A 23,164-nucleotide genomic window follows, 5' to 3' on the forward strand; every position below is an offset into this window, starting at 1 on the left:
CAAAGACTAAAGGTGCAGGAGCTCACCCTCGGCCACGAGCCGGGCGGGCCCGGCCAGCTCCGAGGCGGCCCCGCCGTCCGAGCCGTCCCCCGGGGTGAACCGCACCCGCACGCGCCCACCGGGCACGTCGAGCAGCCACTCGTCGGGGACCGCCGCGCCGGGGACGCCGAGCTCGAAGGCCCGCACGGCGGCGGCGGCCGCCACGGCCCCGGTCCCGCAGGAGCGGGTCTCCCCGACGCCCCGTTCGTGCACGCGCATGGCCAGCTGACCCTCGCCCGTGGGCACGACGAACTCGACGTTCGCACCGTGCGGCGGCACCGGCTCGACGCGTGGCGCCACGGACAGGTCCAGCGACCTCAGGGTGTCCAGGTCGGGCAGCAGGACGACGACGTGCGGGTTCCCCAGGTCGACCGAAAGCCCCGGCAGCGCAGGCAGTTCCGCGCCCGTGAGGATGCCCACCCGGACGGTGACGTCGCCGCCGGCCGCCACGGCCGCGCCCCCACCGTCCACCCGCCACGGGCCCATCCCGACCGCGAAGATCTCGCCGTCCGGGCCGCCCTCCCGGCGCACCGCCTTCACCCCGCCGCGCGTCCCGACGGCGCCGGTCGCCCCCTCGGGCAGCAGGAGGCGCCCCTCCTTGAGCAGGTAGGCGACGAGCACGCGGACGCCGTTGCCGCACATCTCGGCGACCGATCCGTCGGCGTTGCGGTAGTCCATGAACCAGTCCGCCCCGGCGGCGGCGGCCTCCTTGGCCGTCGGTTCCTCGTCGGCCAGGGCCGCGCTGCGGACCACCCGGATCACGCCGTCGCCGCCGAGCCCGGTGTGCCGGTCGGCCAGGGTGCGCACGAGGGCCGGGGCGAGGTCGAGCGCGGCGTCCGGGTCGTCGAGCAGCACGAAGTCGTTCTGGGTGCCGTGCCCCTTGGCGAACCTGACCCGTCGACCGCTCACGGGGTCGAGGGTACGCGAGCCGCCGCGAGCGCCCGCTCGAGCAGGTCGGGCGCCGTGTAGGGCAGCCACCGCACCCGCGGGTCGGCCCGGAACCACGACTCCTGCCGCCGGGCCAGCCGCCGGGTGCCCGTGACCGTGTCCTCACGGGCCCGGGTCTCGCTCAGTTCACCGTCCAGGAACTGCACGGCCTGGACGTACCCGATGGCGCGCCCCGCCGTCCGGCCCGTCCGCAGGCCGAGCCCCAGCAGCCGTTCGGTCTCGGCCACCAACCCGGCCGCCCACATCCGCTCGACCCGGGCGGCGATCCGGACGTCGAGCTCCTCGCGGGGCGCCTCGAGCCCGAGTTGCACCGCGGGGGCGGCGTACTCACGCGTGGGCAGGGTGGCGCTGAACGGGCGGCCGGTCAGTTCGATCACCTCCAAGGCGCGGACGACGCGACGCACGTTGCCCGGCAGGATGGCCGCCGCCGCGGCCGGGTCCCGCTCGGCGAGCCGCGCGTGCATGGCCGGGGCCCCGGCATCGGCCGCCTCGGCCTCCAGCCGCCGGCGCACGGCCGGGTCGGTCGGCGGGATCTCCAGCCGGTCCAGCGCGGCGCGCACGTACAGGCCCGAACCTCCGGTCAGGACGGCGACCCGCCCGCGGGCGTGGATCTCGCCGATCGCCGCGCGCGCGTCGCGCTGATAGGCCGCGAGCGCGGCCTCCTGGGTGACGTCGAGGACGTCGAGCAGGTGGTGCGGGACGCCGCGGCGGTCCTCGAGGGGCACCTTGGCGGTGCCGATGTCCATCCCCCGGTACAGCTGGAGGGCGTCGGCGTTGACGATCTCCCCGTCGAGGCGTTCGGCCAGGTCCAGGGCCAGGTCGGACTTCCCGGTCGCGGTGGCCCCGACGACGGCGACGATCCGGTCGCCCATCAGGTGGTCCATCAGGGCACGAGCCGCCAGCCGGCGACCCGGTACCGCACGTCGTAGGGGGTGTCGTCGTACTGCACGAGCTCGCGTTCGCGCCGGGCACCGTCCTGCGCCGCGGCCAGCACCATCACGGCGGGGTGGTTCGTGAGGTCGTCGCCGTCGGCGAGCGCGAGCCAGGCCGCACCGGCCGGGAGCTCGCCGACCAGCCCGCGGGCGACGTCCGCGCACTGCTGCTGCGTGGCCCCCGCGGCCACTTCCTGGCACACCACCTCGCCGCGCCAGCCGGCGCGTTCCAGCAGCCAGCGACCGATCGTCAACGGCAGCGGCAGCCGCGGGAGGGCGGCCGGCTCGACACCCGGGACCGGGCTGACGGCCACGTCCACCCCGAACCCCGCGAAGGTGCCCCAGGCGTTGCGCAGGTGCCGGGTGGTGCGCTCACCGGCCCCGACGAGGACGATCACCTGCGGCGCGACGGCCAGCAGGTCGGCCACGCCTGCGTCGCAGGCGGCCAGCAGGCCGGCCAGTTCGGGGGCGCGCCCGGCGGCGAGCGCGGGCACGAGCAGGGGCGGGTGCGGGACGACGGCCGCGGCTAGCACGGGCTCACCCTAGTGAAGAGGCCGGGAAACCTTCTGAGACCGCCGTCACGTCGGGTAGGGTCCAGAGCCTGGTTACTTGCCGGTAACTGCAGGTGATCGAGTCAGGACACAGGGACGTGCCAGGAGGACGCATTATGCCGCGACAGGTGAGCCGACGGATCGCACGTGCGGCGGTCGCCGTCCTGGTGGGCGCGGCCCTGGCCGTCACGGGCCTGTCCGGCCCGGCCTCCCCCGCGCAGGCCGCCCCCGAGCTGCCGCCGGTCTACAAGACGGTGAGCAAGACCTACAAGATGACGATGCGCGACGGCATCGTCCTGACCGCCCTCGTGGTCGTCCCGAAGGGCGTCACCGGCAAGCAGCCGCTCGTCCTGATCCCCTCCGCCTGGGGTGGCGAGAAGGGTCAGATGCAGGTTGCCGCAGGCGTTCTCGCGAAGCGCGGGATGATCGCGATCAACTACGCGACCCGCGGCTTCAAGGAGTCTCAGGGTCAGGTCGAGCTGGCGGGCCCCAACGACATCCACGACGTCAGCGACCTGATCGACTGGGCCGGGAAGAACGTGAACGCCGACACGAACAAGGTCGGCATGTTCGGGCTCTCCTACGGCGCCGGGCTCTCGCTGCTCGCCTCGGCCTACGAGCCGCGACTGAAGGCGGTCGGCTCCCTCGAGGGCTTCTCCGACCTGCCCCGCACCGCCACCCCCAACGGGACCCGTGCCACCGTGCTGATCGCCGGGCTGTGGTTCGGCGCCGTCATCGCCGGGAAGCTCTCCCCCGAGCTGAAGACCGGGTTCCAGGCCCTGCTCACCGGCAAGGAGCCCAAGGGCACCGAGATCGCCGACGCGCTGGCCTCGTTGAAGACCCGCTCGCCCCTGTTCATGACGGACGCGATCAACAAGAACCACCCCGCCGTCTACCTGGCCACGTCGTGGAACGACATCGCCTACGGCACCGACCAGATGACCGAGTTCTACAACAAGCTGACCGTGCCGAAGCGGCTGGAGATCCGGCCCGGCGACCACGTCATCAACGAGGTGCCCGGCGCGATCGGGGTCGGCCCGGCGACGGTCGAGTACGACCACCTCTACGACTGGATGCAGACCTACCTGATGGGCCAGCCGACCTCGGTCACGACGGCGCCCCCGGTGTGGATCAAGCCGCGCAGTTCCGGGGCGAAGCCCGCGAACGAGACCTACCCGAACCTGGCCGCGATGACGACGGGCACGCAGACGCTCACCCTGACCGCGCCGACCGGGCTGGTCCAGCCGACCGGCGGGATGACCACCGGTGCCGCGACCTCGTGGACGACGACCCTCAAGGCGGGTGGCGACGTCGCGGGCGGCCTCGGCGCGCCGATCGCCGGGTTCGCCCAGGAGGCCCTGACCGGACGGCCGCCGTCGGACCTGCTGTGGGCCACCGACCGCAGCAAGGCCGCCCTGTGGGTCGGCCCGAAGCAGGCCTCCCCGCTCGTGCTGCGCGGCGACACGACGGTCAGCTTCACGATCGTGCCGTCGGCCACCCGGGGCACCCTGGTCGCCTACCTGTACGACTCCGACGCGGGGGCCCCGGGCGGCACCGGCTACCTGATCTCGCACCGCCCGTACACCTTCAAGAACGTGAAGGCCGGCCAGCCCCTGCGGATCTCGTTCCCCCTGCAGCCGACCGCGTACAACGTTCCGGCCGGTCACCGGCTCGCGGTGGGCCTCAGCACCGGGGACCCGGTGTACGCCAGCGAGAACCCGAAGGGTTCGACGATCAGGCTGGTCTCGTCGGCCGCGACGCCGCTGACCGTGACTTCGCAGCTCGGGAAGTAGGGCTCAGCTCTCCAGCAGCTTGCGGGTGAGGATCTCACCCAGCGGAGAGTTCAGCAGCGGGCCGAGGCGCCAGATCTCCTCGAGGATCGGCGGGATCCAGATCCGGCGCTCGCGCGCCTCGATGCCGTCGACGATGCGGGTGGCGCACTCCTCGGCGCTCACGCTGCCGCCCAGCGGGCCCCCGGGGACGCCGTCGGTGTACATCGACAGCAGCCCCTCGGTGGTGTTGCGCAGCTCGGCGAAGTCGTCGATCCCGGCCTCGGCCTCGGCGAGCATGTCGGTGGTGATCCAGGTCGGGACGACGGTGCCGACGTCCACCCCGCGCGGGGCCAGGTCGAGCCACAACGTGTGGGCGAGCATCTCGAGCCCGGCCTTCGAGCTGGCGTAGGGCGCCATCCCGCCGACCGCGGCGAACGCGGCGACCGAGGAGACGATCATGAGGTAGCCGCGCCCGGCGGCCAGCGCGTCGGCGGTGGCCCGGGCCGTGCGGTACGTGCCGATCAGGTTGGTGTTCACGACCTCGGCGTACTCGTCACCGGTCACCTCGCCGAGGCTGCCGTGCCGGTTGACGCCGGCGTTGGCCACCACGACGTTCAGCTGCCCGCGCTCGGCCAGGACCGTGGCCACCGCCGCATCGAGGGTCTCCTGGCGGGTCACGTCACCCGGCAGGGCCAGGTGCCCCTCCCCTGGCAGCTCCTTGACGACGACCGCGGCCGCCTCGGGGTCGCGGGCCAGCACGGCGACGGTCGCGCCGCGGGCCGCCAGCTCCCGCACGCAGGCCGCCCCGAGCCCGCGGTTGCCGCCGGTCACGAGGGCGACCTTGCCCGCGAGGGTGGCGCTCATCGCCTCAGCCCTCCAACGCGCGCAGCAGCCCGCCGAGGTCGCCGACCGTGGTCACCACGGGCAGGTCGAGCAACGTCGCGTCGGGCGAGATCCGGCCGGCGGCAACGAGTTCCGCGCGGGCGCCGAGCAGCATCTCGGCCGTGCCGATGGAGTCGAGGCCGAGGCTGTCGAGGGTCGTCGTGACCGTGATGGCGTCGACCTCGGCCTCGTCGACGAGACCGTTGTCGCGGACGTAGCCGCGGACGAAGCCGATCAGCTCGTCGTCGGTGACAGTGGCGCTCATGGGGACTCTCCTTCTCGGGTCCTACTCGGTCAGCGCCCGATCGAGGCGATCAGGGGCAACTCTCCCGCGTCCAGCGCGGCCACCATGGACAGCCGGCGCAGCTTGCCGCTGGGGGTCTTCATCAGCTGCCCGCGCTCGACGAAGCCCACGAACTCGGGCCGGGCGCCGAACTGGCGGGCGGCGTCGGAGGCCAGCTCACGGCAGATCGCCCGCAACCGGGTGAGGTCGCCGTCCGCCGAGGCGGCCCGGACCGGTTCGGCGACCAGGCCGTACCCGTCCAGCGTGGGCAGCGCCGCCAGGCAGCCGGCCCGCACCGCGTCGTGCCGGACGGCCTGCTCGATGTCGGTGGAGTACAGGTTGCGGCCCCCGACGATGATGCTCTCGTCGGCCCGCCCGACCAGGAACAGTTCACCGTCGGCGAGGTACCCGACGTCGCGGGTCGGGAACCAGCCCTCGGGCGTCAGCCGGCGCTCGGCGCCGAGGTAGTCGCTGAACAGGGACGCGCCCCGGATCTGCACGTCGCCGACCCCGTCGGTGGGGCGGCCGGCGTCGTCGACGATGCGCAGGTCGACCCGCTCCAGGAGGCTGCCGTTGCCGACGTCGAGCACCGGCCCACCGGCCAGCGTCTCCGTGCCGGGGCGGACCGACGTCCGCCAGACGTCGGCGGGCCGGCTGATGGTGACGGCCAGCGAGGCCTCGGCCATGCCGTAAGCAGGGCAGATCACCTCGGGCGAGAGCCCCATCGGGGCGAACGTCTCCGTGAACCGGGCGACCGTGTCGGCCTTGACCCGTTCGGCGCCCGTGATGCACACCCGCAACCGGGACAGGTCGAGCCCGGCCAGCATCGGCGCCGCCTTCACCGACAGCTCGAAGGCGAAGTTCGGCCCGGTCGTGTGCGTGACCCCGTGGGTCGCGCACAGGCGCAACCAGGAGGCCGGATCGGCCAGGAACGACTCGGGGGTCTGCAGGACCAGCATGTCTCCGCCGACCCGGGGGGCGTTGGCCGCCAGGCAGGCCAGGAACATGCCCACGAAGCCCATGTCGTGCGACAGCGGCAGCCAGCTGCCCGCCCGGTCCCCGGGACCGACCTCGATCGCGTCGAGGATGTCGATGATGTTCACGGCCAGCGCCTGGCCGGTCAGCACGACCCCCTTGGGGTTGCCCAGGCTGCCCGACGTGAACTGCACGAGCCCGCCACCGCCGGCCTCCGCGCCGGCGCCCGCCGGGCTGAAGGTGGGCAGGTCCGGCAGCGCTTCTGAACCCGCGCCGGCCACCGCCTCGCCGAAGGCGGCCGTCGGGACCGACATCGGCGGCAGCAGGCCGCGGTAGGCGTCGTCGAGCAGCAACAGCTGCACGCCGGACAGCTCGCACATGAGCTCGATCTGGCGGATGAACGACTCGAGGTCGGCCCCCCGGCCCGGATACGGCAGCGAGACCAGGTCGTTGCCGGACAACCAGGTGCCGATCACCACGGCCGGGCAGTTCTCGGTGTTGGTCAGGAAAGCACCGATCCGGCCGCCGGTGCCGGTCCGGGCCCGCAACCAGCGGGCCACCTGCTCGGCGTCCTGCCACATGGCGCCCAGCGACTTCTCCACCCCGGACGGCTCGAAGCGACACACCCCGGTACCCGTGGCCGCCTCGGCGAGCAGGTCGAGGACGGTCGTGGTGGCCACACCGCCGATCCCGGAACGCACACCCACGGGCGTCACCAAACGATCGGCACGACGCCGGCGCTGAACCCCGCCGCCCCGCCCACCAGTGCGATCTTGTCGCCCTTGGCCACCCGGCCCTCCTCGACCGCCAGGCTGAGCGCCAGCGGGATGCTGGCCGCCGCGCAGTTGCCGTACTGACCGACCGTGATCATGCACCGCTCCGTCGGGTAGTCCCACCGGCGGGCGAGCTCGATGACCACCGAGCGCGACACCTGGTGCGGGACGACCAGGGAGACCTCGTCCGAGCGCCAGTTCAGCCGCTCGAGGGTCTTCGGGAAGATGTCGGGCAGGTGCTTCAGCGCGAGCGCCCCGAGCTCGTCGCTCTTGCAGTCGAAGACCATCGCCTCGGGCGCGCCGTTGCGCACCAGCGAGCCGCCCCCCAGCACGGTGCACAGCCGCCAGTACTCGCCGTCGGTCATGAAGTCACCGGCCCGCACCCCGGACGCCGTGGCCGGGTCCTCCCCGTCGTCCTGCCGGGCCTCGAGCACCATGGCCCCGCCCGCGTCACCGAGGGTGAGCCCGGCGAACTTGCGGCGCAGGTCGGCCATGCTCTCGATGTTCCAGTCGATCACGGGCGTGATGACCTCACCGGTGGTGACCAGGACCTTGGTGGCCCGGCCGGTCTCGATCATCGAGGCGGCGACGTCGACCCCGTTGATGAAGCTGTTGCAGGCGCTCTTGACGTCCATCGTCGCCGCGTTGCGGCAACCGATCTTGCTCTGCGTGATCGCCGCGGTCGACGGCTCGGCCACGTCGTGCGAGGCCCCGGCGAAGATCATCAGGTCGAGGGCCTCGGGGTCGATGCCGGCCCGGTCGAGGGCGGCGCGGCCGGCCTCGGCGGCCAGGTCGGACGACGCCTGGTCGTCGGCGGCGTAGTGCCGCGACTTCACCCCGGTCAGCAGCTGGACCAGCCCGGACGGGATCTTGAACCCGTTGCCCCGGAGACGTTCCTCGACATCACCCGTGGTGACGACGTTCTCCGGCAGGTAGTGCCCGACACCGGTAACGACCGCTCGCACCAGGAACCCTCCATCGACTGCCCAGGGCTACGCTACCCGTGAGTAGGAACACACGAGGCTAACCGTGACGGCGGTGGGTGTAAACCACCCGGACGGTCTCCCGGCGGATATCAGCTACGGCGGAGGGTGGGCACACCGAGCGTGACCGGAACCGGCCCACCCGAGGGGGCGGACGCCGTCCGGCTGCCCGTCCCGCAGCTCTCGGCCTGGCGCCGGTCCCAGGCGTCCCCGGCCGGGGAACGCCGCACGGCGTACACGTCCGCGGGCACCGGGTCGGCGACCAGGTGGTGCGGCGCCGCGTAGGTGATCTCGACGGTCGCGAAGTCACCCGGGCGCGGTAGCTCGCCACCCGCGGGGACGGCGAAGTGCACGAGTCGGTTGTCCGGGCCGCGGCCCGACAGGCGCTGGTGGGCGGAGTCCTTGCGGCCGCCGCCGTCGGGCACGACCAGCAGCTCCACCCGCCGCCCGACCAGCTCCTTCGCCGCCGCCCAGGAGATCTCCTCCTGCAGCGCGACGAGCCGCTCGTAGCGTTCCTGGACGACGGCCTTCGGGACCTGGTCGGCGTAGGTCGCCGCCGGGGTGCCCGGGCGGGGCGAGTACTGGAAGGTGAACGCCTGCGCGAACCGGGCCTGCGCGACCACGTCGAGGGTGGCCTGGAAGTCCTCCTCGGTCTCGCCGGGGAAGCCCACGATGATGTCGGTCGAGATCGCCGCGTCGGGGATGGCCGCCCGGACCCGCTCGAGGATGCCCAGGAACCGGGACGAGCGGTACGAACGGCGCATCGCCTTCAGCACCCGGTCGGAGCCCGACTGGAGCGGCATGTGCAGCTGCGGCATCACCGTGGGCGTCTGCGCCATCGCCTCGATCACGTCGTCGGTGAAGGACGACGGGTGCGGGCTGGTGAACCGGACCCGTTCCAGCCCGGGCACCTTCCCGACCGCGCGCAGGAGGTCGGCGAAGGCGCTGCGCCGGTCGGCCGGGTCGTCGAAGTCCACCCCGTACGTGTTCACGTTCTGCCCCAGCAGCGTGACCTCGACCGCGCCGTCGGCGACCAGGGCCTCGACCTCGGCCAGGATGTCGCCGGGCCGGCGGTCCCGCTCGGCGCCCCGCAGGCTCGGCACGATGCAGAACGTGCACGTGTTGTTGCAGCCCACGCTGATGCTCACCCAGCCGGACGCCGCCGACTCGCGCCGCGTCGGCAGGGTGGACGGGAAGACCTCGAGGCTCTCCAGGATCTCGACCTGGGCCTCCGTGTTGTGCCGGGCGCGCTCCAGCAGCGCGGGCAGCGACCCGACGTTGTGGGTGCCGAACACGACGTCGACCCAGGGCGCCTTCGACACGATGGTGTCGCGGTCCTTCTGGGCCAGGCAGCCGCCGACCGCGATCTGCATGCCGTCGCGGGCGTTCTTCACCGGGACCAGCTGGCCGAGGTTGCCGTACAGCCGGTTGTCGGCGTTCTCCCTCACCGCGCAGGTGTTGAACACGACCACGTCGGCCTGCTCGCCCTGCTCGACGGGGGCGTACCCGGCGGCGTCGAGCAGCCCTGAGATGCGTTCGGAGTCGTGCACGTTCATCTGGCAGCCGAACGTGCGCACCTCGTAGGTGCGCGCGGCTTCAACGGTCTGGGTGCTCATGGCCAGCCCAGGATACGTCCCTCAGGAGATCAGGTCCGCCGGGTCGAGGCGGCGCAGCCGGCGACGGAAGGCGTGGGCCGAGTCGGGCCAGTTGTTCACGTTGTGCCCGTCGACGAGGTACCAGCTGCGGCACCCGGTCTCCCAGATCGTGCCCGCGCTCGCCGCGTGGAACCAGTCGAGGTATGCCTGTTGCACCTCGGGCCGCACCTCGATGGTCTCGGCACCGCCCGAGCGCAGCCGGCGCAGCGCCTGCCGCACCCAGCCCAGCTGCGCCTCGATCATCAGCAGGATCGAGGTGTTGCCCAGGTTCGTGCCCGGCCCGTAGAGGGTGAACAGGTTCGGGAAGCCGGCGACCACGGTGCCGAGGTAGGCCGTCGCGCCGTCCCGCCAGCGCTCGGCCAGCGTCACGCCGTCCGGTCCGGTGATCTCGATCGGGGCGAGGAAGTCGGTGGTCTCGAAGCCGGTGCCGAAGATCAACACGTCGGCCTCGTGCAGCGCGCCGTCCGCGGTGCGCACGCCCTCGGGGGTGACGCCGCTGATCGGCTCGGTGACCAGGTCGACGTCGGGCCGGACCAGCGTCCGGTACCAGTCGGGGGCGCGCAGGATGCGCTTGCAGCCCATCCGGTAGTCGGGCGTGAGCTTGCGCCGCAGCGACCGGTCGCGGACGGCGCGCAGCAGCCGGAGCCGCCAGCCGACCTCGGCGAACCGCATGAGCACGGGGTACTTCACGAACCCGAGGCCCAGCATCTCGTTCCAGAGGTACTGGCGCAGCCGGCTCAGCCTCAGCAGCCCGGGCACCCGCGCGTAGGCGGCCTTCTCCCACTCACGGTAGGGGCGGTCCGCCTTGCCGACGATGTACGGCGCCGACCGCTGGAACACCGTGACCCGCTGCGCCGCCTCGACGATCCGGGGCACGAACTGCACGGCGCTGGCGCCCGTCCCCACGACGGCCACCCGTTTCCCGTTCAGGTCGAGCTCCGCCGGCCAGTCGGCGCTGTGAAAAGCCTGGCCGGAGAACGACTCGAGACCGTCGAGGGCCGGCACCGCGGGGCGGCTCAGCTGCCCGGTCGCGGCGATGACGACGTCCGCCCGCACCTCGGTGAGGCCCTCCTCGGGATGGTCGAGCTCGACGAGCCAGCCCCCGTCGTCCCAGCGGGCCCGGCGCACCGTGGTGCGCAGGCGCAGGTACGGCTCGAGGCCGTGGGCCCGGACGACGTCGCGCAGGTTCTCGAGGATCTCCGGGCCGTCGCCGTAGGTGCGCGACCAGCGCGGGTTCGGCCGGAACGAGAGGGAGTACAGGTGCGAGGGGACGTCGCACTGCGCGCCCGGGTACGTGTTGGCCGCCCACACGCCGCCGACCTCGCCGGCCTGCTCGACGACGGTCAGGTCGCGAACGCCGTCCCGCCGCATGGCCGCGGCCGCCGCGAGCCCGCCCGCCCCGGCGCCGATGATCAGGACGGACAGGTCACGTGGGGGCATCCACGCAGACTAGAAGTTGATCATGTGTCCCGAAAGACCGTGCACCGCTTCCTGGATCGCCTCGCCGAGGGTCGGGTGGGCGTGCACGTTGCGGGACACCTCGTGGACCGTGAGGTCCCACTTCTGGGCCAGGGTCAGCTCGGGCAGCAGCTCGGTGACGTCGGGCCCGATCAGGTGCCCGCCGATGAGCTCGCCGTACTTCGCGTCGCTGATCAGCTTCACGAACCCGCCCGGGTCACCCAGGCCGTGAGCCTTGCCGTTGGCCTGGAACGGGAACTTGGCGACCTTGACGTCGTACCCGGCCTCGCGGGCCTGCGCCTCGGTGTAGCCGAAGCTGGCGATCTGCGGCTGGCAGTAGGTGGCCCGCGGGATCATCGCGAAGTCCAGCTCCATCGTCTCGGCGCCGGCGATGGTCTCGGCCGTGATCACGCCCATCGCCTCCGCGGCGTGCGCGAGCATCAGCTTCGCGGTGACGTCGCCGATCGCGTAGACGCCCTCGACGTTGGTGCGGCCGCGGCCGTCGACGGCGATCGCGCCGCGCTCGGTCAGCGCGACGCCCGTGTTCTCCAGGCCGTAGCCCTGGGTGCGCGGGGCGAACCCGATCGCCTGCAGGACCTTGTCGGCCTCGATGACGCTCTGCTGGCCGCCCGACGAGACGGTGACCTTGACGGTGTCGCCCGAGTCGTCGATGGACTCGACCCGGGTGGAGAGGCGCACGTCGATGCCGAGCCGCTTGTACCGGCGCAGCAGCTCCTTGGAGACCTCCTCGTCCTCCGTCGGGACCATCCGGTCGAGGAACTCGACGATGGTGACCTGGACGCCGTAGTTGTGCAGCACGTACCCGAACTCGACGCCGATCGCGCCGGCCCCGGCGATCACGATGCTGCCGGGCAGGCTGTCGGTGAGGATCTGCTCCTCGTAGGTGACGACCTTGTCCGACAGCTGGGTGCCGGGCAGCAGCCGGGTGGTGGCGCCCGCCGCGACGATGACGTTGTCGAAGGTGACGGTCTCGGTGCTGCCGTCGTTCTTCGCGACGCTGAGGGTCTTGGCGTCCGTGAAGGTGCCCCAGCCGTCGAACTGGGTGATCTTGTTCTTCTTCATCAGGAAGTGCACGCCCTTGACCCGGCCGTCGGCGACCTCACGGCTGCGCTTGAACGCGGAGCCGTAGTCGGCGGTGACGCCGCCGGGGAAGCTGAGGCCGAAGAAGTCGGCCTCGTTCTTCACGATGTGCGCCAGCTCCGCGTTGCGCAGCAGCGCCTTGGACGGGATGCACCCGACGTTGAGGCAGACACCGCCCCAGTACTGCTTCTCGACGATCGCCGTCTTCAGACCGAGCTGGGCCGCGCGGATCGCCGCGACGTACCCTCCGGGACCGGCACCGAGAACAACCACGTCGAAGTGCGAAGTCATGCTGTCGACCATATCCCTCCCAACATCCCCGACGGCCTCCGGAGTCCTGAGCACGGTGACTCGCGTGTCACACCCGGTACAACAGGACGACGATGAACGAGGACGAGCCGACGGGTCACGACGAGTCAACCGGCCCACCCCCAGCACCCCGGCGTCGCGGGGCGCGGCTGCGGCTCGCCCTGCTCGTGCTCGCACTGCTCGGGGCCCTGACGGCCGTCCTGCTCGGCGCGACTCCCGACGTGTCGGCGGTGCGCGCCTGGGCCGACGAGCAGGGGACGGCGGGTCTGCTGCTGTGGGCCCTGGCCGCCGGCCTGCTGGAATCGGTGATGCTGCCGCGGCCGGTGCTCGGGGCGGCGTCGGGCATCCTGTACGGGCCGCTGCTCGGCACCGTCGCCAACCTCCTCGCGTCGCTGATCAGCGCCACCTTCGCCGTGACCGTCGGCCGACTGGCCGGGTACGACGCTGTGCGCAGCTTCGTACCCCCGGGGCAGCTGGCCTGGTTGGAGGCTCGGCGGGACCGCTTCGGTCTGGCCGTCGTCGTGGTGCAACGGGCCGGTCCCGGCCTGCCGGATGCCTGGTCCTCCTACGGCTACGGGGCCCTGGGGTTCCGGCTGCGCACCGTCCTGACCGGCACCTTGATCGGCTCACTGCCCTGGGCGCTCGCCTACGCGCTCGTGGGGGCCAACGCCGACGACCCGCTGTCCGCCGGAGGGGGCCTCGCGCTGGCCGTCATGGCCGGCGCCGGCGCCCTGGGCCTCGCGCTCCTGCTGTGGGTCCGTCGCCAGGAGCACGAGCCGCTACCGTGAGCGGCGTGAGTGCCGCCTGGTTCCCGGACCCGAACGATCCGACGCGGCTGCGCTACTGGGACGGCGAACGCTGGACCGAGCACACCGCCCCCCTGCCGGCGGCCGCCCCGGCCGCCACCCCGCCGGCCGCGGCGCCGGGAATCCTCGCCCCGCCGCCGATGAGCGCCCAGGCGGACCTGGAGTCGGAGCGGGCGGGCGGACGACGGGCGGGACTGGCCCAGCTGGTCGGCGTCGTCCTCGTCGTCGCCTACGACGCGCTCGCGCTGCTGATGCTGCGCGACCTGGTGCCCTGGATGCGCGACAGCCTCCGGCTGATCTTCGACGCGGCCGAGAGCGGGTCCTCCGCCCCGCCGCCGCTCCCGGAGATGCCGCGCGGCCTCGAGGTGACGCAGGGGTTCACCCAGCTGCTCTGGCTCGCGCTGATCGTCGTGCGCATCCTGTTCGCGATCTGGGTCTACCGGGCCGCGCTGCTGGCGCGGCGCGCGGGGCTGCCGGCCACGCACTCCCCCGGCTGGACCGTCGCCGGCTTCTTCGTCCCGGTCATCAGCCTCTGGTTCCCCTACCAGGGCCTGCGCGACCTGTTCCCGCCCGGGAACCCGGCCCGGCGCACGGCTCGGCTCTGGTTCACGGCCTACCTGGCCCACCTCGTGCTGGGCACCGTCGGGGTCGGGATCGCGTTCGTCGCGCTGCCCGCGGGCGCGGTGGTCGTGGCGCTGGGCACGGTGGCGGGGGTCGCGCAGATGCTGCTGGGCCGCGCCGTCATCAAACAGTCGCTCGAGGCGCACGCCCAGCTGGTCGGTTCCGCCTAGTCGAACCGGGCCTCTAGTCGAACCGGGCCTCTAGTCGAACTCTGCCTCGAGGGCTGCGGCCGCCTCGTCGTCGGCGGCCAGCTGCTCGCGGATGGCCTGCATGGCGACGCCCGGGCCGTACCCCTTGCGGGCGAGCATGCCCGCCAGCCGGCGCACCCGCCGCTGCGGGTCGTCGCGGGCCATGCCGGGGGCCCGGCGGCGCACCAGTTCGCGCGCGGCGGCCAGCTCGTCCTCGGGGGCGACCTGGGCCACCGCCTGTTTCACGAGTTCCCCCTCGACCCCGCGCTGGCGTAGCTCGTGGGCGAGCGCGCGGCGGGCGAGGCCCCGACCGTGGTGCCGGGACTCCACCCACTGCCGCGCGAACTCCCCGTCGTCGACGAGCTGGACCTCCTCGAACCGGTCGAGGACCGCCTCGACCGCCGGTTCGGGGATGCCCTTGCGCCGCAGCGACGTGGCCAGCTGGGCCCGTGTGCGCGGGCCCATGCTCAACTGCCGCAGCGCGATCTCACGACCGAGCTCCAGAGGGTCGCGGGTCTCCGGGTCACGAGCGGAGGCCGGGACCGCCCCGGAACCGGCGCCCGCTCGCGACCCGGAAGCTTCAGAACTCGACCGGTGCTTCGACGGCCGTCTCGACCGGCGCGTCGAGGGTGGCTCCGACACCGAGCTTCTCCTTGATCTTCTTCTCCAGCTCGTTGCCGAGGTCGGGGTTGTCCCGCAGGAAGTTGCGGGCGTTCTCCTTGCCCTGGCCGAGCTGGTCGCCCTCGTACGTGTACCAGGCACCGGACTTGCGGACGAAGCCGTGCTCCACGCCCATGTCGATCAGGCCGCCCTCGCGAGAGATGCCCTGGCCGTAGATGATGTCGAACTCGGCCTGCTTGAACGGCGGGCTGACCTTGTTCTTCACGACCTTCACCCGAGTCCGGTTGCCGACCGCGTCGGACCCGTCCTTCAGGGTCTCGATGCGCCGCACGTCGAGGCGGACCGAGGCGTAGAACTTCAGCGCCCGACCACCGGTCGTCGTCTCGGGCGAGCCGAACATGACGCCGATCTTCTCGCGCAGCTGGTTGATGAAGATGGCGGTCGTGCCGGAGTTGTTCAGCGCACCGGTGATCTTCCGGAGGGCCTGCGACATCAACCGGGCCTGGAGGCCGACGTGGCTGTCGCCCATCTCGCCCTCGATCTCAGCCTTCGGCACGAGGGCCGCGACCGAGTCGATGACGATGATGTCGAGCGCGCCGGACCGGATCAGCATGTCGGCGATCTCGAGCGCCTGCTCACCCGTGTCGGGCTGGGAGACCAGCAGCGAGTCGGTGTCGACGCCGAGCTTCTTGGCGTACTCCGGGTCGAGCGCGTGCTCGGCGTCGATGAACGCCGCGATCCCGCCCTGGCGCTGGGCGCTGGCCACGGCGTGCAGCGCGACCGTCGTCTTACCGGACGACTCCGGACCGTAGATCTCGATCACCCGGCCGCGCGGCAGGCCGCCGATGCCGAGCGCGACGTCGAGCGCGATGGCCCCCGTCGGGATCACTTCGATCGGCGGGCGCACGTCGTCACCCAGGCGCATGACCGACCCCTTGCCGAACTGGCGGTCGATCTGGGCGAGAGCGGTCTCTAGGGCCTTTTCGCGGTCTGCGGGAGCGGGCATGTCCTCACCTCTGGGCTAGCCGAGTCTGAGCTCGTTCGTCTTCTCGTCGCCCCGACGCTAGGACCGACCACCGACAGTCCGGTTCCACGAGCGGTGAGGCTGTGGACGACGGGCCGGTCGAGCGGGTGTGGATCGCAGGACGTGCCCGTCACGGTATCCGAACAGATGTTCGACGTGAGGGAGTTCCGGCGCGCGACACGCCGGGAGGGCCGCGAGAAGTTCAGCGGCCCCGGGAACGGGGCGGGGCGTCGTCCGAGCCCCAGATGCGCGACTGCGGGACGTCGAGCGAGCGCGCCAGCGCGAACCACACGTCGCGGACGGGCGGATCGCCGTCCGCCAGGGCCTGCTCGGCGGTGCGTCCGCCCAGGTCGAGCAGCACGTGCTCGCGTGCGAGCAGCCGTCCGCGGGCGGCGCCGAACTCGCCGTCCACCAGGTTCCAGAACTCGCTCTGCCGCACGCCTCGAGCATGCCACCCGCCGGCGACGGAAGAATCTCGGTCCGAAACCACCCCGAAACGAATTCTTACTGAAGGGTAGCTTGTGGCGCCCGTCACGAGTTATGTTGCCGCCCGGCCCGGTCGGCAGACCGGCATCCCCAGGTCCGCCCGGGGGCACCGATGACGCTTGCCCTGGCCAGGTATGGCCAGTTCGTCCCCCGGCGACCACCTCCGCAGGAAGCCACCTGCGCGAACGACGTCCCGGACTCCCTGACACGAAGACGCCGTTTGGAGATCACTGTGGATCGTCGAACTTTCATGAAGGCTGCCGGTGCGACCGGTGCCGCCGCCGCCGTCACGTCCGTCGGCGTCGCGACCGCCGCCGAGGCCGAGGCCGCCAACCCGATCCAGGTCGCGAAGTACAAGCTCCTCGTCCCGGAGATCTTCAAGGCCCTCCCGGACGCCCCCGCCACCAACAAGGCGATCGTCATCGGCTCGGGCTTCGGTGCCGCCGTCACGGCGTACCGCCTGGGCCAGGCCGGCGTCCAGACCGCCGTCCTGGAGCGCGGCTCGCGCTGGCCGAACGACCTGAACCGCAACATCTTCACCACCGACGCGAACCCGGACGGCCGCGGCTTCTGGCACCGGACGAAGTTCACCGGGGTCTCCGGCCTGACCAACAGCTTCGACGACTTCGGCGGCGTCCTCGACGTCACCGAGTTCGACGGCCTCGACGTCTGGCACGGTGCGGCCGTGGGCGGTGGCTCCATCGTCTACACCGGCGCCACGATCGAGCCCGAGGAGCGGTTCTTCAAGCACGTCTTCGGCCTGACCGGCACGTTCGGCGACGTGGGCGCGCTCTACAACGAGATGCACAACACGTACTACCCGATGGCCCTGGCCAACCTGGGCGCCACCCCGATGCCGGACAAGATCTACAACTCCAACGCCTTCACGCACTCCCGCACGTGGGACGCGCAGTCGGCGAAGGCGGGTTACGCGCCGCAGGTGATCAACGGCATCTGGAACTGGGACACCGTCCAGAAGGAGATCGACGGCAAGAGCAGCCCCTCCTGCATCATGGGCGCGAGCAACCTGGGCAACTCCAACGGCGCCAAGCAGGACCTCAACTACAGCTACCTGAAGTGGGCCGAGGCCACCGGCAAGGCCAAGATCTACGCCGGCCACCAGGTCACCGACATCAAGCGCAGCGGCAACCTGTGGGCCGTCACGGTCCAGAAGATCGACCCGACCGGCAAGGTGCTCTCCACCCGCACCCTCACCGCCGAGAAGCTGTTCCTGGGCGCCGGCTCGATCAACACCACCGAACTGCTGCTCAAGGCCAAGGCCACCGGCGCGCTGCCGAACCTGCCCAGCGCCATCGGCAAGGGCTGGGGCACCAACGGTGACGCGGCGATCGTGCGCGTGCTGACCCTGGGTGGCTTCACCCAGGGCGCGGCGTCCCGCAGCCGGATCCTCGACGAGACGACCACGCCGGGCCTGCCGGTCACGCTCGAGAACTGGTACGTGCCGGGTCTGCCCGTCGACCTGGGCATGATCGGTTCGCTGGGCATGGTGCTCGACGACACCCGTGGCTCGTTCACCTACGACACCACGGCCAAGAAGCTGAAGCTGTCGTGGCCGGGTCAGGACGCGGCCAAGCTGGCCATGCGCGCGGTCAACAACAAGATCGCGAAGGCCGCCGGCGTCAGCGTCGGCTTCCCGCCCCTGGCGCCCGACGTCAACACCACCTTCACCGCGCACCCGCTCGGTGGCGCGGTGATCGGCCAGGCGTCGGACAACTACGGCCGCGTCAACGGCTACCCGGGCCTGTACGTCGTCGACGGCGCGGGCATCCCCGGCAGCACCGGCACGGTGAACCCGACCCTGACGATCACGGCGCTGGCCGAGCGCAACATCGCCAAGATCCGGACGACCGACTTCTGATCGGCCGCCGCTGAAGGGCACGAAGGCCCCCGTGGACGTCGTCCGCGGGGGCCTTCGCCCGTCCCGAGCGTTCTGTCGGTGGTCCGTGTGAGGATCTGAGCATGGTCCTCGAGCGCTTCTCACCCGCCACCCGGGCGTGGTTCGAGGGCGCCTTCGTCGCGCCGACGGCCGCCCAGGCCGGGGCCTGGAACGCGGTGGCCGACGGCCGGCACGCCCTGGTCGTGGCCCCCACCGGCTCCGGGAAGACCCTCGCGGCCTTCCTGTGGGCGCTGGACAAACTGGCCGCCTCGCCCACGCCGGCGGAGAGGGGCAAACGCTGCCGCGTCCTGTACGTCTCCCCGCTGAAGGCGCTGGCGGTCGACGTCGAGCGCAACCTGCGGGCCCCGCTGGCCGGCATCCGTCAGGCGGCCGGGCGCCTGGGCGTCGCCGTGCCCGACGTCCGGGTGGGCGTCCGCTCCGGCGACACCCCACCGGAGGAGCGCCGGGCCTTCACCCGCACCCCGCCCGACGTCCTGATCACCACCCCCGAGTCGCTGTTCCTCATCCTGACCTCCCAGGCCCGGGAGATGCTGGCGGGTGTCGAGACGGTGATCCTCGACGAGGTGCACGCGATGGCCGGCTCGAAACGCGGTGCGCACCTGGCCCTCTCGCTGGAGCGGTTGGACGCGATGCTGGAGGCCCCCGCCCAGCGGGTCGGGCTGTCCGCCACGGTCCGCCCCGTCGAGGAGGTGGCGCGCTGGCTGTCCGGCGACGCGCAGCGGGTCTCGATCGTCCAGCCGCCGTCGGCCAAGGAGTTCGACCTCCAGGTCGTCGTGCCCGTGCCGGACATGACCGAGCTGGACGCCGCGATGCCGGGCGTCCCGGGCGCCGGGTCCGGCATGCGGCCCGACCTGCCGGAGGACTTCGACCCGGACAACGAGCCGTACACGCCGGCGGGCCCCGGTTTCGCCCCCGACGCGGATCTCACCGGGGCCGCCGCGGGAGCCCTGCGCTCGCCGTCCATCTGGCCGCACGTCGAGGAACGGGTCGTCGACCTGGTCGCCCGGCACCACTCGACGCTGGTCTTCGCCAACTCGCGGCGGTTGGCGGAGCGCCTGACGGCCCGGTTGAACGAGCTGTGGGAGGAGCGCACGACGGGTGAGGAGCTGCCCGACCACCGGTCGTTGCACCCGGCGCAGGTGATGGCCGCCTCGGGGGCCGCGGTCGGCGTCCCCGCCGTGCTGGCGCGGGCTCACCACGGGTCGGTCAGCAAGGAGCAGCGGGCCCTGATCGAGGGCGAGCTGAAGGCCGGCCGGCTGCCCGCGGTGGTCGCCACGTCGAGCCTGGAGCTGGGCATCGACATGGGCGCCATCGATCTGGTCGTCCAGGTGGAGGCGCCGCCCAGCGTGGCCAGCGGGCTGCAGCGGGTCGGGCGGGCCGGGCACCAGGTCGGGGCGGTGTCGCGGGGTGTGCTGTTCCCGAAGTTCCGTGGCGATCTGGTGCAGACCGCGGTGGTGGTGGAACGGATGCGGGCCGGGCAGATCGAGCAGCTGGCCGTGCCGGCGAACCCGCTCGACGTGCTGGCCCAGCAGATCGTGGCCATGGTCGCGATGGAGCCGTGGTCGGTGGACGAGCTGGAGCAGATGGTCCGGCGGGCGGCGCCGTTCGCCACGCTGACCCGCCCGGTGCTGGAGTCGGTGCTCGACATGCTGGCCGGGCGGTACCCGAGCGACGAGTTCGCCGAGCTGCGACCGAGACTCGTGTGGGACCGGCACTCCGGCGAGCTGACCGGCCGGCCCGGCGCCCAGCGGCTGGCGGTGACCAGCGGCGGGACGATCCCCGACCGCGGGCTGTTCGGCGTGTTCCTGGCCGGTGGTGAGGAGTCGCGCCGGGGCGCGGGCCGCCGGGTGGGCGAGCTCGACGAGGAGATGGTTTACGAGTCCCGGGTGGGGGACGTGTTCACGCTCGGCTCGTCGTCCTGGCGGATCGAGGAGATCACGCACGACCGGGTGCTGGTCACCCCCGCGCCCGGCCAGCCCGGGCGGCTCCCGTTCTGGAAGGGCGACCAGCCCGGCCGTCCGGCCGAACTGGGCCGCGCGGTGGGCGCTTTCGTGCGGGAGCTGACCCACCTGGACGACGAGGCGGCGCGGCAGCGGGTCGGCGCCGCCGGTCTCGACGAGTGGGCGACGGACAACCTGGTCGGCTACCTGCGCGAGCAGCAGGAGGCCACCCGGCACGTGCCCGACGACCGCACGATCGTGATCGAGCGGTTCCGCGACGAGCTCGGCGACTGGCGGGTCGTGGTGCACTCGCCGTTCGGTGGTCAGGTGCACGCCCCGTGGGCGCTGGCGCTGGCGGCGCGGTTCCGGGAGCGGTTCGGGGTCGAGGTGCAGGCCGCCCACGGCGACGACGGCATCGTCCTGCGGCTGCCCGACATCGAGACCGAGGACGGCTCCGCGCCGGAGATCGGCGACCTCGTGGTGCTGGACGCGGACGAGCTCGAGGAGCTCGTGACCGCGGAGCTGGGCGGTTCGGCGCTGTTCGCGTCCCGGTTCCGGGAGTGCGCGGCGCGCGCCCTCCTGCTGCCGCGCCGTGACCCTGGAAAGCGGCAGCCGCTGTGGCAGCAGCGGCAGCGCTCGGCGCAGCTGCTCGGCGTGGCCAGCCGGTACGAGAGCTTCCCGATCGTCCTGGAGACGGTCCGCGAGTGCCTGCGCGACGTGTTCGACGTCCCCGGGCTGAGCGAGATCATGCGGCAGGTCGCGCAGCGCAAGGTCAAGGTGGTCGAGGTGTCGACCGTGCAGCCGTCGCCGTTCGCCCGCAGCCTGATGTTCGGCTACGTCGCCCAGTTCCTCTACGAGGGCGACTCCCCGCTGGCCGAGCGCCGGGCCGCCGCGCTGGCTCTCGACCCCACCCTGCTGGCGGAGCTGCTCGGCCGTGGGGAGGGCGCCTCACTGCGGGACCTGCTCGACGTCGAGTCGCTGCTGCGCACCGAGCGCCAGCTGCAGCGCCTCGAACCGGGCCGCCGGGCCCGCACGCTGGAGTCGGTGGCCGACCTGGTCCGCCAGATCGGGCCCCTGTCGACCGCGGAGGTCCTGGACCGCACCGAGGTGTCCGAGGAGTCGGCCGTGGCCGGCCACCCCGAGGCCCCGGCCTGGCTCGCCGCGCTGGAGACCGCGCGCCGGTTGATCCGGGTCCGGGTCGCCGGCGAGGAACGCTGGGCCGCGGTCGAGGACGCCGGGCGCCTGCGTGACGCGTTGGGCACCCCGCTGCCGGTGGGTGTCGCCGAGGCTTTCACCGAACCCGTGCCCGACCCGCTCGGCGACCTCGTGGCCCGGTACGCGCGCACGCACGGCCCGTTCACCGCCGCCGAGCTCGCCGGGCGGCTCGGGCTGGGCCAGGCGGTGGTGCTCGACGCGCTGCGCCGGCTGGTCGCGACGGGTCGCGTGGTGCAGGGCGAGCTGCGACCGCTCGAGGCCGGCGGCGGGCACGGCATGGAGTTCTGCGACGCCGAGGTGCTGCGCACGTTGCGGCGCCGGTCGCTGGCGGCGCTGCGCGCCGAGGTCGAGCCGGTGCCGCCCCGCGACCTGGCCCGGTTCCTGCCGGCGTGGCAGGGCGTGGGTGGGCGGGTCCGCGGCGCCGAGGGTGTGCTGCGCACGGTCGAGCAGCTGGCCGGGGCGTGGCTGCCGGCCAGCGCCCTGGAGACGCTCGTCCTGCCGAGCCGGGTGCCCGGCTACTCCGCCGCGATGCTCGACGAGCTGACCACCGCGGGCGAGGTGGTGTGGGCCGGCCACGGCACCCTGCCCGGCGACGACGGCTGGGTCAGCCTGCACCCCGCGGACCTCGCGCCCCTGACCCTGGCCGCACCGGACGCCGAGTTCGAGCCCGGGGCCCTGCATTCGGCGGTGCTCGACGCGCTCGGTGGCGGTGGGGCCTTCTTCTTCCGCCGGTTGAGCGACGCCGTGGGCGGGCCCGACGACCCGGACCTGGTCGAAGCCCTGTGGGACCTGGTGTGGGCCGGTCTGGTCGGCAACGACACGCTCGCCGCGTTGCGGTCGCGGTTGTCCGGCGGCCGCACGGCGCACCGGCAGCGCGCGGCCGCGCCGAAGGTCCGGTACGGCGGCCGGTACGGCAGTCTGCGTCGCGGTGCCGGTGGTTTCGGCCGCCCGGCGATGCCGACCGCCTCGGGCCCGCCGACCGTGGCGGGCCGCTGGGCCCTGCTCCCCGACCGGGAACCCGACCCGACCGCCCGGGCGCACGCGGCGGCCGAGGTGCTGCTCGAGCGGCACGGGGTGGTCACCCGCGGAGCCGTCGTGGCCGAGCACGTGCCCGGCGGGTTCGCCGCGGTGTACAAGGTGCTCACCGCGGCCGAGGACGCCGGGCGGGTGCGCCGCGGGTACTTCGTCGAAGGGCTGGGCGCCTCGCAGTTCGCGGGGGGCGGCGCCGTGGACCGGCTGCGCGCCGGGGCCCGACCGCTGGAGGCCCTGAGCCCGGAGGCGACCGACGGCGGCATGCGGACCGTCGTCCTGGCCGCCTGCGACCCGGCCAACCCCTACGGAGCGGCCCTCGACTGGCCCGAGCGCGCCGTCCCCTCGACCGGCGGGCCCGCCACCGGCCACCGGCCGGGCCGCAAGGCCGGGGCCGTGGTGGTGCTGGTCGACGGGGCGCTCACCCTCTACGTCGAGAAGGGCGGCCGCACGCTGCTGTCCTGGGGCGACGACCCGGCGCTGCTGCAGGCCGCGGCCGATGCGCTGGCCCTGTCGGTGAAGGACGGCGCGCTGGGCCGGTTGACCGTGCAGAAGGCCGACGGCGAGGGCGTGCTGGCCGGCGGCCCCTTGGCAGAAGCGTTGGAGGCCGCGGGTTTCCGGGCCACCCCGCGTGGGCTCCGGCTCCGGGCGTGAC

The 23,164-nt window shown here is 72.9% G+C and carries 18 protein-coding genes; 5 read left to right on the forward strand and 13 right to left on the reverse strand.

Annotated elements, in window-relative coordinates; all coding sequences use genetic code 11:
* Positions 1–6 precede the first annotated feature (6 nt).
* From dapF to ACIB24_RS11135, 3 genes are read right to left on the reverse strand one after another with little or no spacing between them, the layout of a single operon-like run.
* The gene (dapF, locus tag ACIB24_RS11125; RefSeq protein WP_398279634.1) at positions 7–948 is read right to left on the reverse strand and encodes a diaminopimelate epimerase; all 942 of its coding nucleotides are present in this window, start codon (positions 946–948) and stop codon (positions 7–9) included.
* Positions 945–1,871, reverse strand: a complete 927-nt coding sequence (gene miaA, locus ACIB24_RS11130) for a tRNA (adenosine(37)-N6)-dimethylallyltransferase MiaA (protein WP_398279637.1) — start codon at positions 1,869–1,871, stop codon at positions 945–947. Before miaA ends, dapF begins: the two co-directional genes overlap by 4 nt.
* A complete protein-coding gene (locus ACIB24_RS11135; protein ID WP_398279640.1) occupies positions 1,871–2,452 on the reverse strand; it encodes a hypothetical protein in 582 nt (193 codons plus the stop codon). The genes miaA and ACIB24_RS11135 overlap by 1 nt, the downstream gene beginning before the upstream one ends.
* A 146-nt stretch (positions 2,453–2,598) precedes the next feature.
* Between ACIB24_RS11135 and ACIB24_RS11140 the strand changes: the two genes are divergently transcribed.
* Complete coding sequence (locus tag ACIB24_RS11140) at positions 2,599–4,263, forward strand: CocE/NonD family hydrolase (RefSeq protein ID WP_398279643.1); 1,665 nt, start codon at positions 2,599–2,601, stop codon at positions 4,261–4,263.
* A 3-nt stretch (positions 4,264–4,266) separates the two neighbouring features.
* Here the strand turns inward: ACIB24_RS11140 and ACIB24_RS11145 are convergent, their stop codons facing one another.
* The 7 genes from ACIB24_RS11145 to lpdA all read right to left on the reverse strand — a co-directional run bounded on the left by ACIB24_RS11145 (position 4,267) and on the right by lpdA (position 12,643).
* A complete protein-coding gene (locus ACIB24_RS11145; RefSeq protein WP_398279646.1) occupies positions 4,267–5,106 on the reverse strand; it encodes an SDR family NAD(P)-dependent oxidoreductase in 840 nt (279 codons plus the stop codon).
* 4 nt (positions 5,107–5,110) lie between these two features.
* The gene (locus ACIB24_RS11150; RefSeq protein WP_398279649.1) at positions 5,111–5,389 is read right to left on the reverse strand and encodes a hypothetical protein; all 279 of its coding nucleotides are present in this window, start codon (positions 5,387–5,389) and stop codon (positions 5,111–5,113) included.
* A gap of 29 nt (positions 5,390–5,418) precedes the next feature.
* Complete coding sequence (locus tag ACIB24_RS11155) at positions 5,419–7,089, reverse strand: AMP-binding protein (RefSeq protein ID WP_398279652.1); 1,671 nt, start codon at positions 7,087–7,089, stop codon at positions 5,419–5,421.
* Between the two features lie 5 nt (positions 7,090–7,094).
* On the reverse strand, positions 7,095–8,120 hold the full coding sequence (locus tag ACIB24_RS11160; protein WP_398279655.1) for a 3-oxoacyl-ACP synthase III family protein: 1,026 nt from the start codon (positions 8,118–8,120) through the stop codon (positions 7,095–7,097).
* Positions 8,121–8,230: 110 nt separating this feature from the next.
* Positions 8,231–9,754: a tRNA (N6-isopentenyl adenosine(37)-C2)-methylthiotransferase MiaB gene (gene miaB, locus ACIB24_RS11165; RefSeq protein WP_398279658.1), complete on the reverse strand. Its 1,524-nt coding sequence runs from the start codon at positions 9,752–9,754 to the stop codon at positions 8,231–8,233.
* A 21-nt stretch (positions 9,755–9,775) separates the two neighbouring features.
* Complete coding sequence (locus tag ACIB24_RS11170; protein WP_398279661.1) at positions 9,776–11,233, reverse strand: flavin-containing monooxygenase; 1,458 nt, start codon at positions 11,231–11,233, stop codon at positions 9,776–9,778.
* A gap of 9 nt (positions 11,234–11,242) precedes the next feature.
* Entirely contained in the window at positions 11,243–12,643 is a 1,401-nt protein-coding gene (gene lpdA, locus ACIB24_RS11175; protein ID WP_398279664.1) for a dihydrolipoyl dehydrogenase, read from the reverse strand.
* A gap of 92 nt (positions 12,644–12,735) precedes the next feature.
* Here lpdA and ACIB24_RS11180 point away from each other — a divergent pair, with 92 nt between their 5' ends.
* Together ACIB24_RS11180 and ACIB24_RS11185 are read left to right on the forward strand one after the other, a co-directional pair.
* A complete protein-coding gene (locus ACIB24_RS11180; protein ID WP_398279667.1) occupies positions 12,736–13,449 on the forward strand; it encodes a TVP38/TMEM64 family protein in 714 nt (237 codons plus the stop codon).
* Between the two features lie 5 nt (positions 13,450–13,454).
* Positions 13,455–14,258, forward strand: a complete 804-nt coding sequence (locus ACIB24_RS11185; RefSeq protein WP_398279670.1) for a DUF2510 domain-containing protein — start codon at positions 13,455–13,457, stop codon at positions 14,256–14,258.
* A gap of 30 nt (positions 14,259–14,288) precedes the next feature.
* On the opposite strand, the gene ACIB24_RS11190 is transcribed toward ACIB24_RS11185, so the two are convergent.
* The 3 genes from ACIB24_RS11190 to ACIB24_RS11200 form a co-directional block, all read right to left on the reverse strand.
* On the reverse strand, positions 14,289–14,918 hold the full coding sequence (locus tag ACIB24_RS11190) for a regulatory protein RecX (protein WP_398279672.1): 630 nt from the start codon (positions 14,916–14,918) through the stop codon (positions 14,289–14,291).
* Complete coding sequence (gene recA, locus ACIB24_RS11195) at positions 14,857–15,903, reverse strand: recombinase RecA (RefSeq protein WP_398279675.1); 1,047 nt, start codon at positions 15,901–15,903, stop codon at positions 14,857–14,859. Before recA ends, ACIB24_RS11190 begins: the two co-directional genes overlap by 62 nt.
* 220 nt (positions 15,904–16,123) lie before the next feature.
* Complete coding sequence (locus ACIB24_RS11200; protein ID WP_398279678.1) at positions 16,124–16,360, reverse strand: DUF3046 domain-containing protein; 237 nt, start codon at positions 16,358–16,360, stop codon at positions 16,124–16,126.
* A gap of 279 nt (positions 16,361–16,639) precedes the next feature.
* Here ACIB24_RS11200 and ACIB24_RS11205 point away from each other — a divergent pair, with 279 nt between their 5' ends.
* Positions 16,640–18,286: a GMC oxidoreductase gene (locus tag ACIB24_RS11205; protein ID WP_398279680.1), complete on the forward strand. Its 1,647-nt coding sequence runs from the start codon at positions 16,640–16,642 to the stop codon at positions 18,284–18,286.
* Between the two features lie 101 nt (positions 18,287–18,387).
* Positions 18,388–23,163: an Lhr family helicase gene (locus ACIB24_RS11210; RefSeq protein ID WP_398279683.1), complete on the forward strand. Its 4,776-nt coding sequence runs from the start codon at positions 18,388–18,390 to the stop codon at positions 23,161–23,163.
* Position 23,164: the final 1 nt, after the last annotated feature.

Source organism: Spongisporangium articulatum (genome assembly GCF_044465595.1).
GTDB lineage: Bacteria > Actinomycetota > Actinomycetes > Actinomycetales > Kineosporiaceae > Spongisporangium > Spongisporangium articulatum.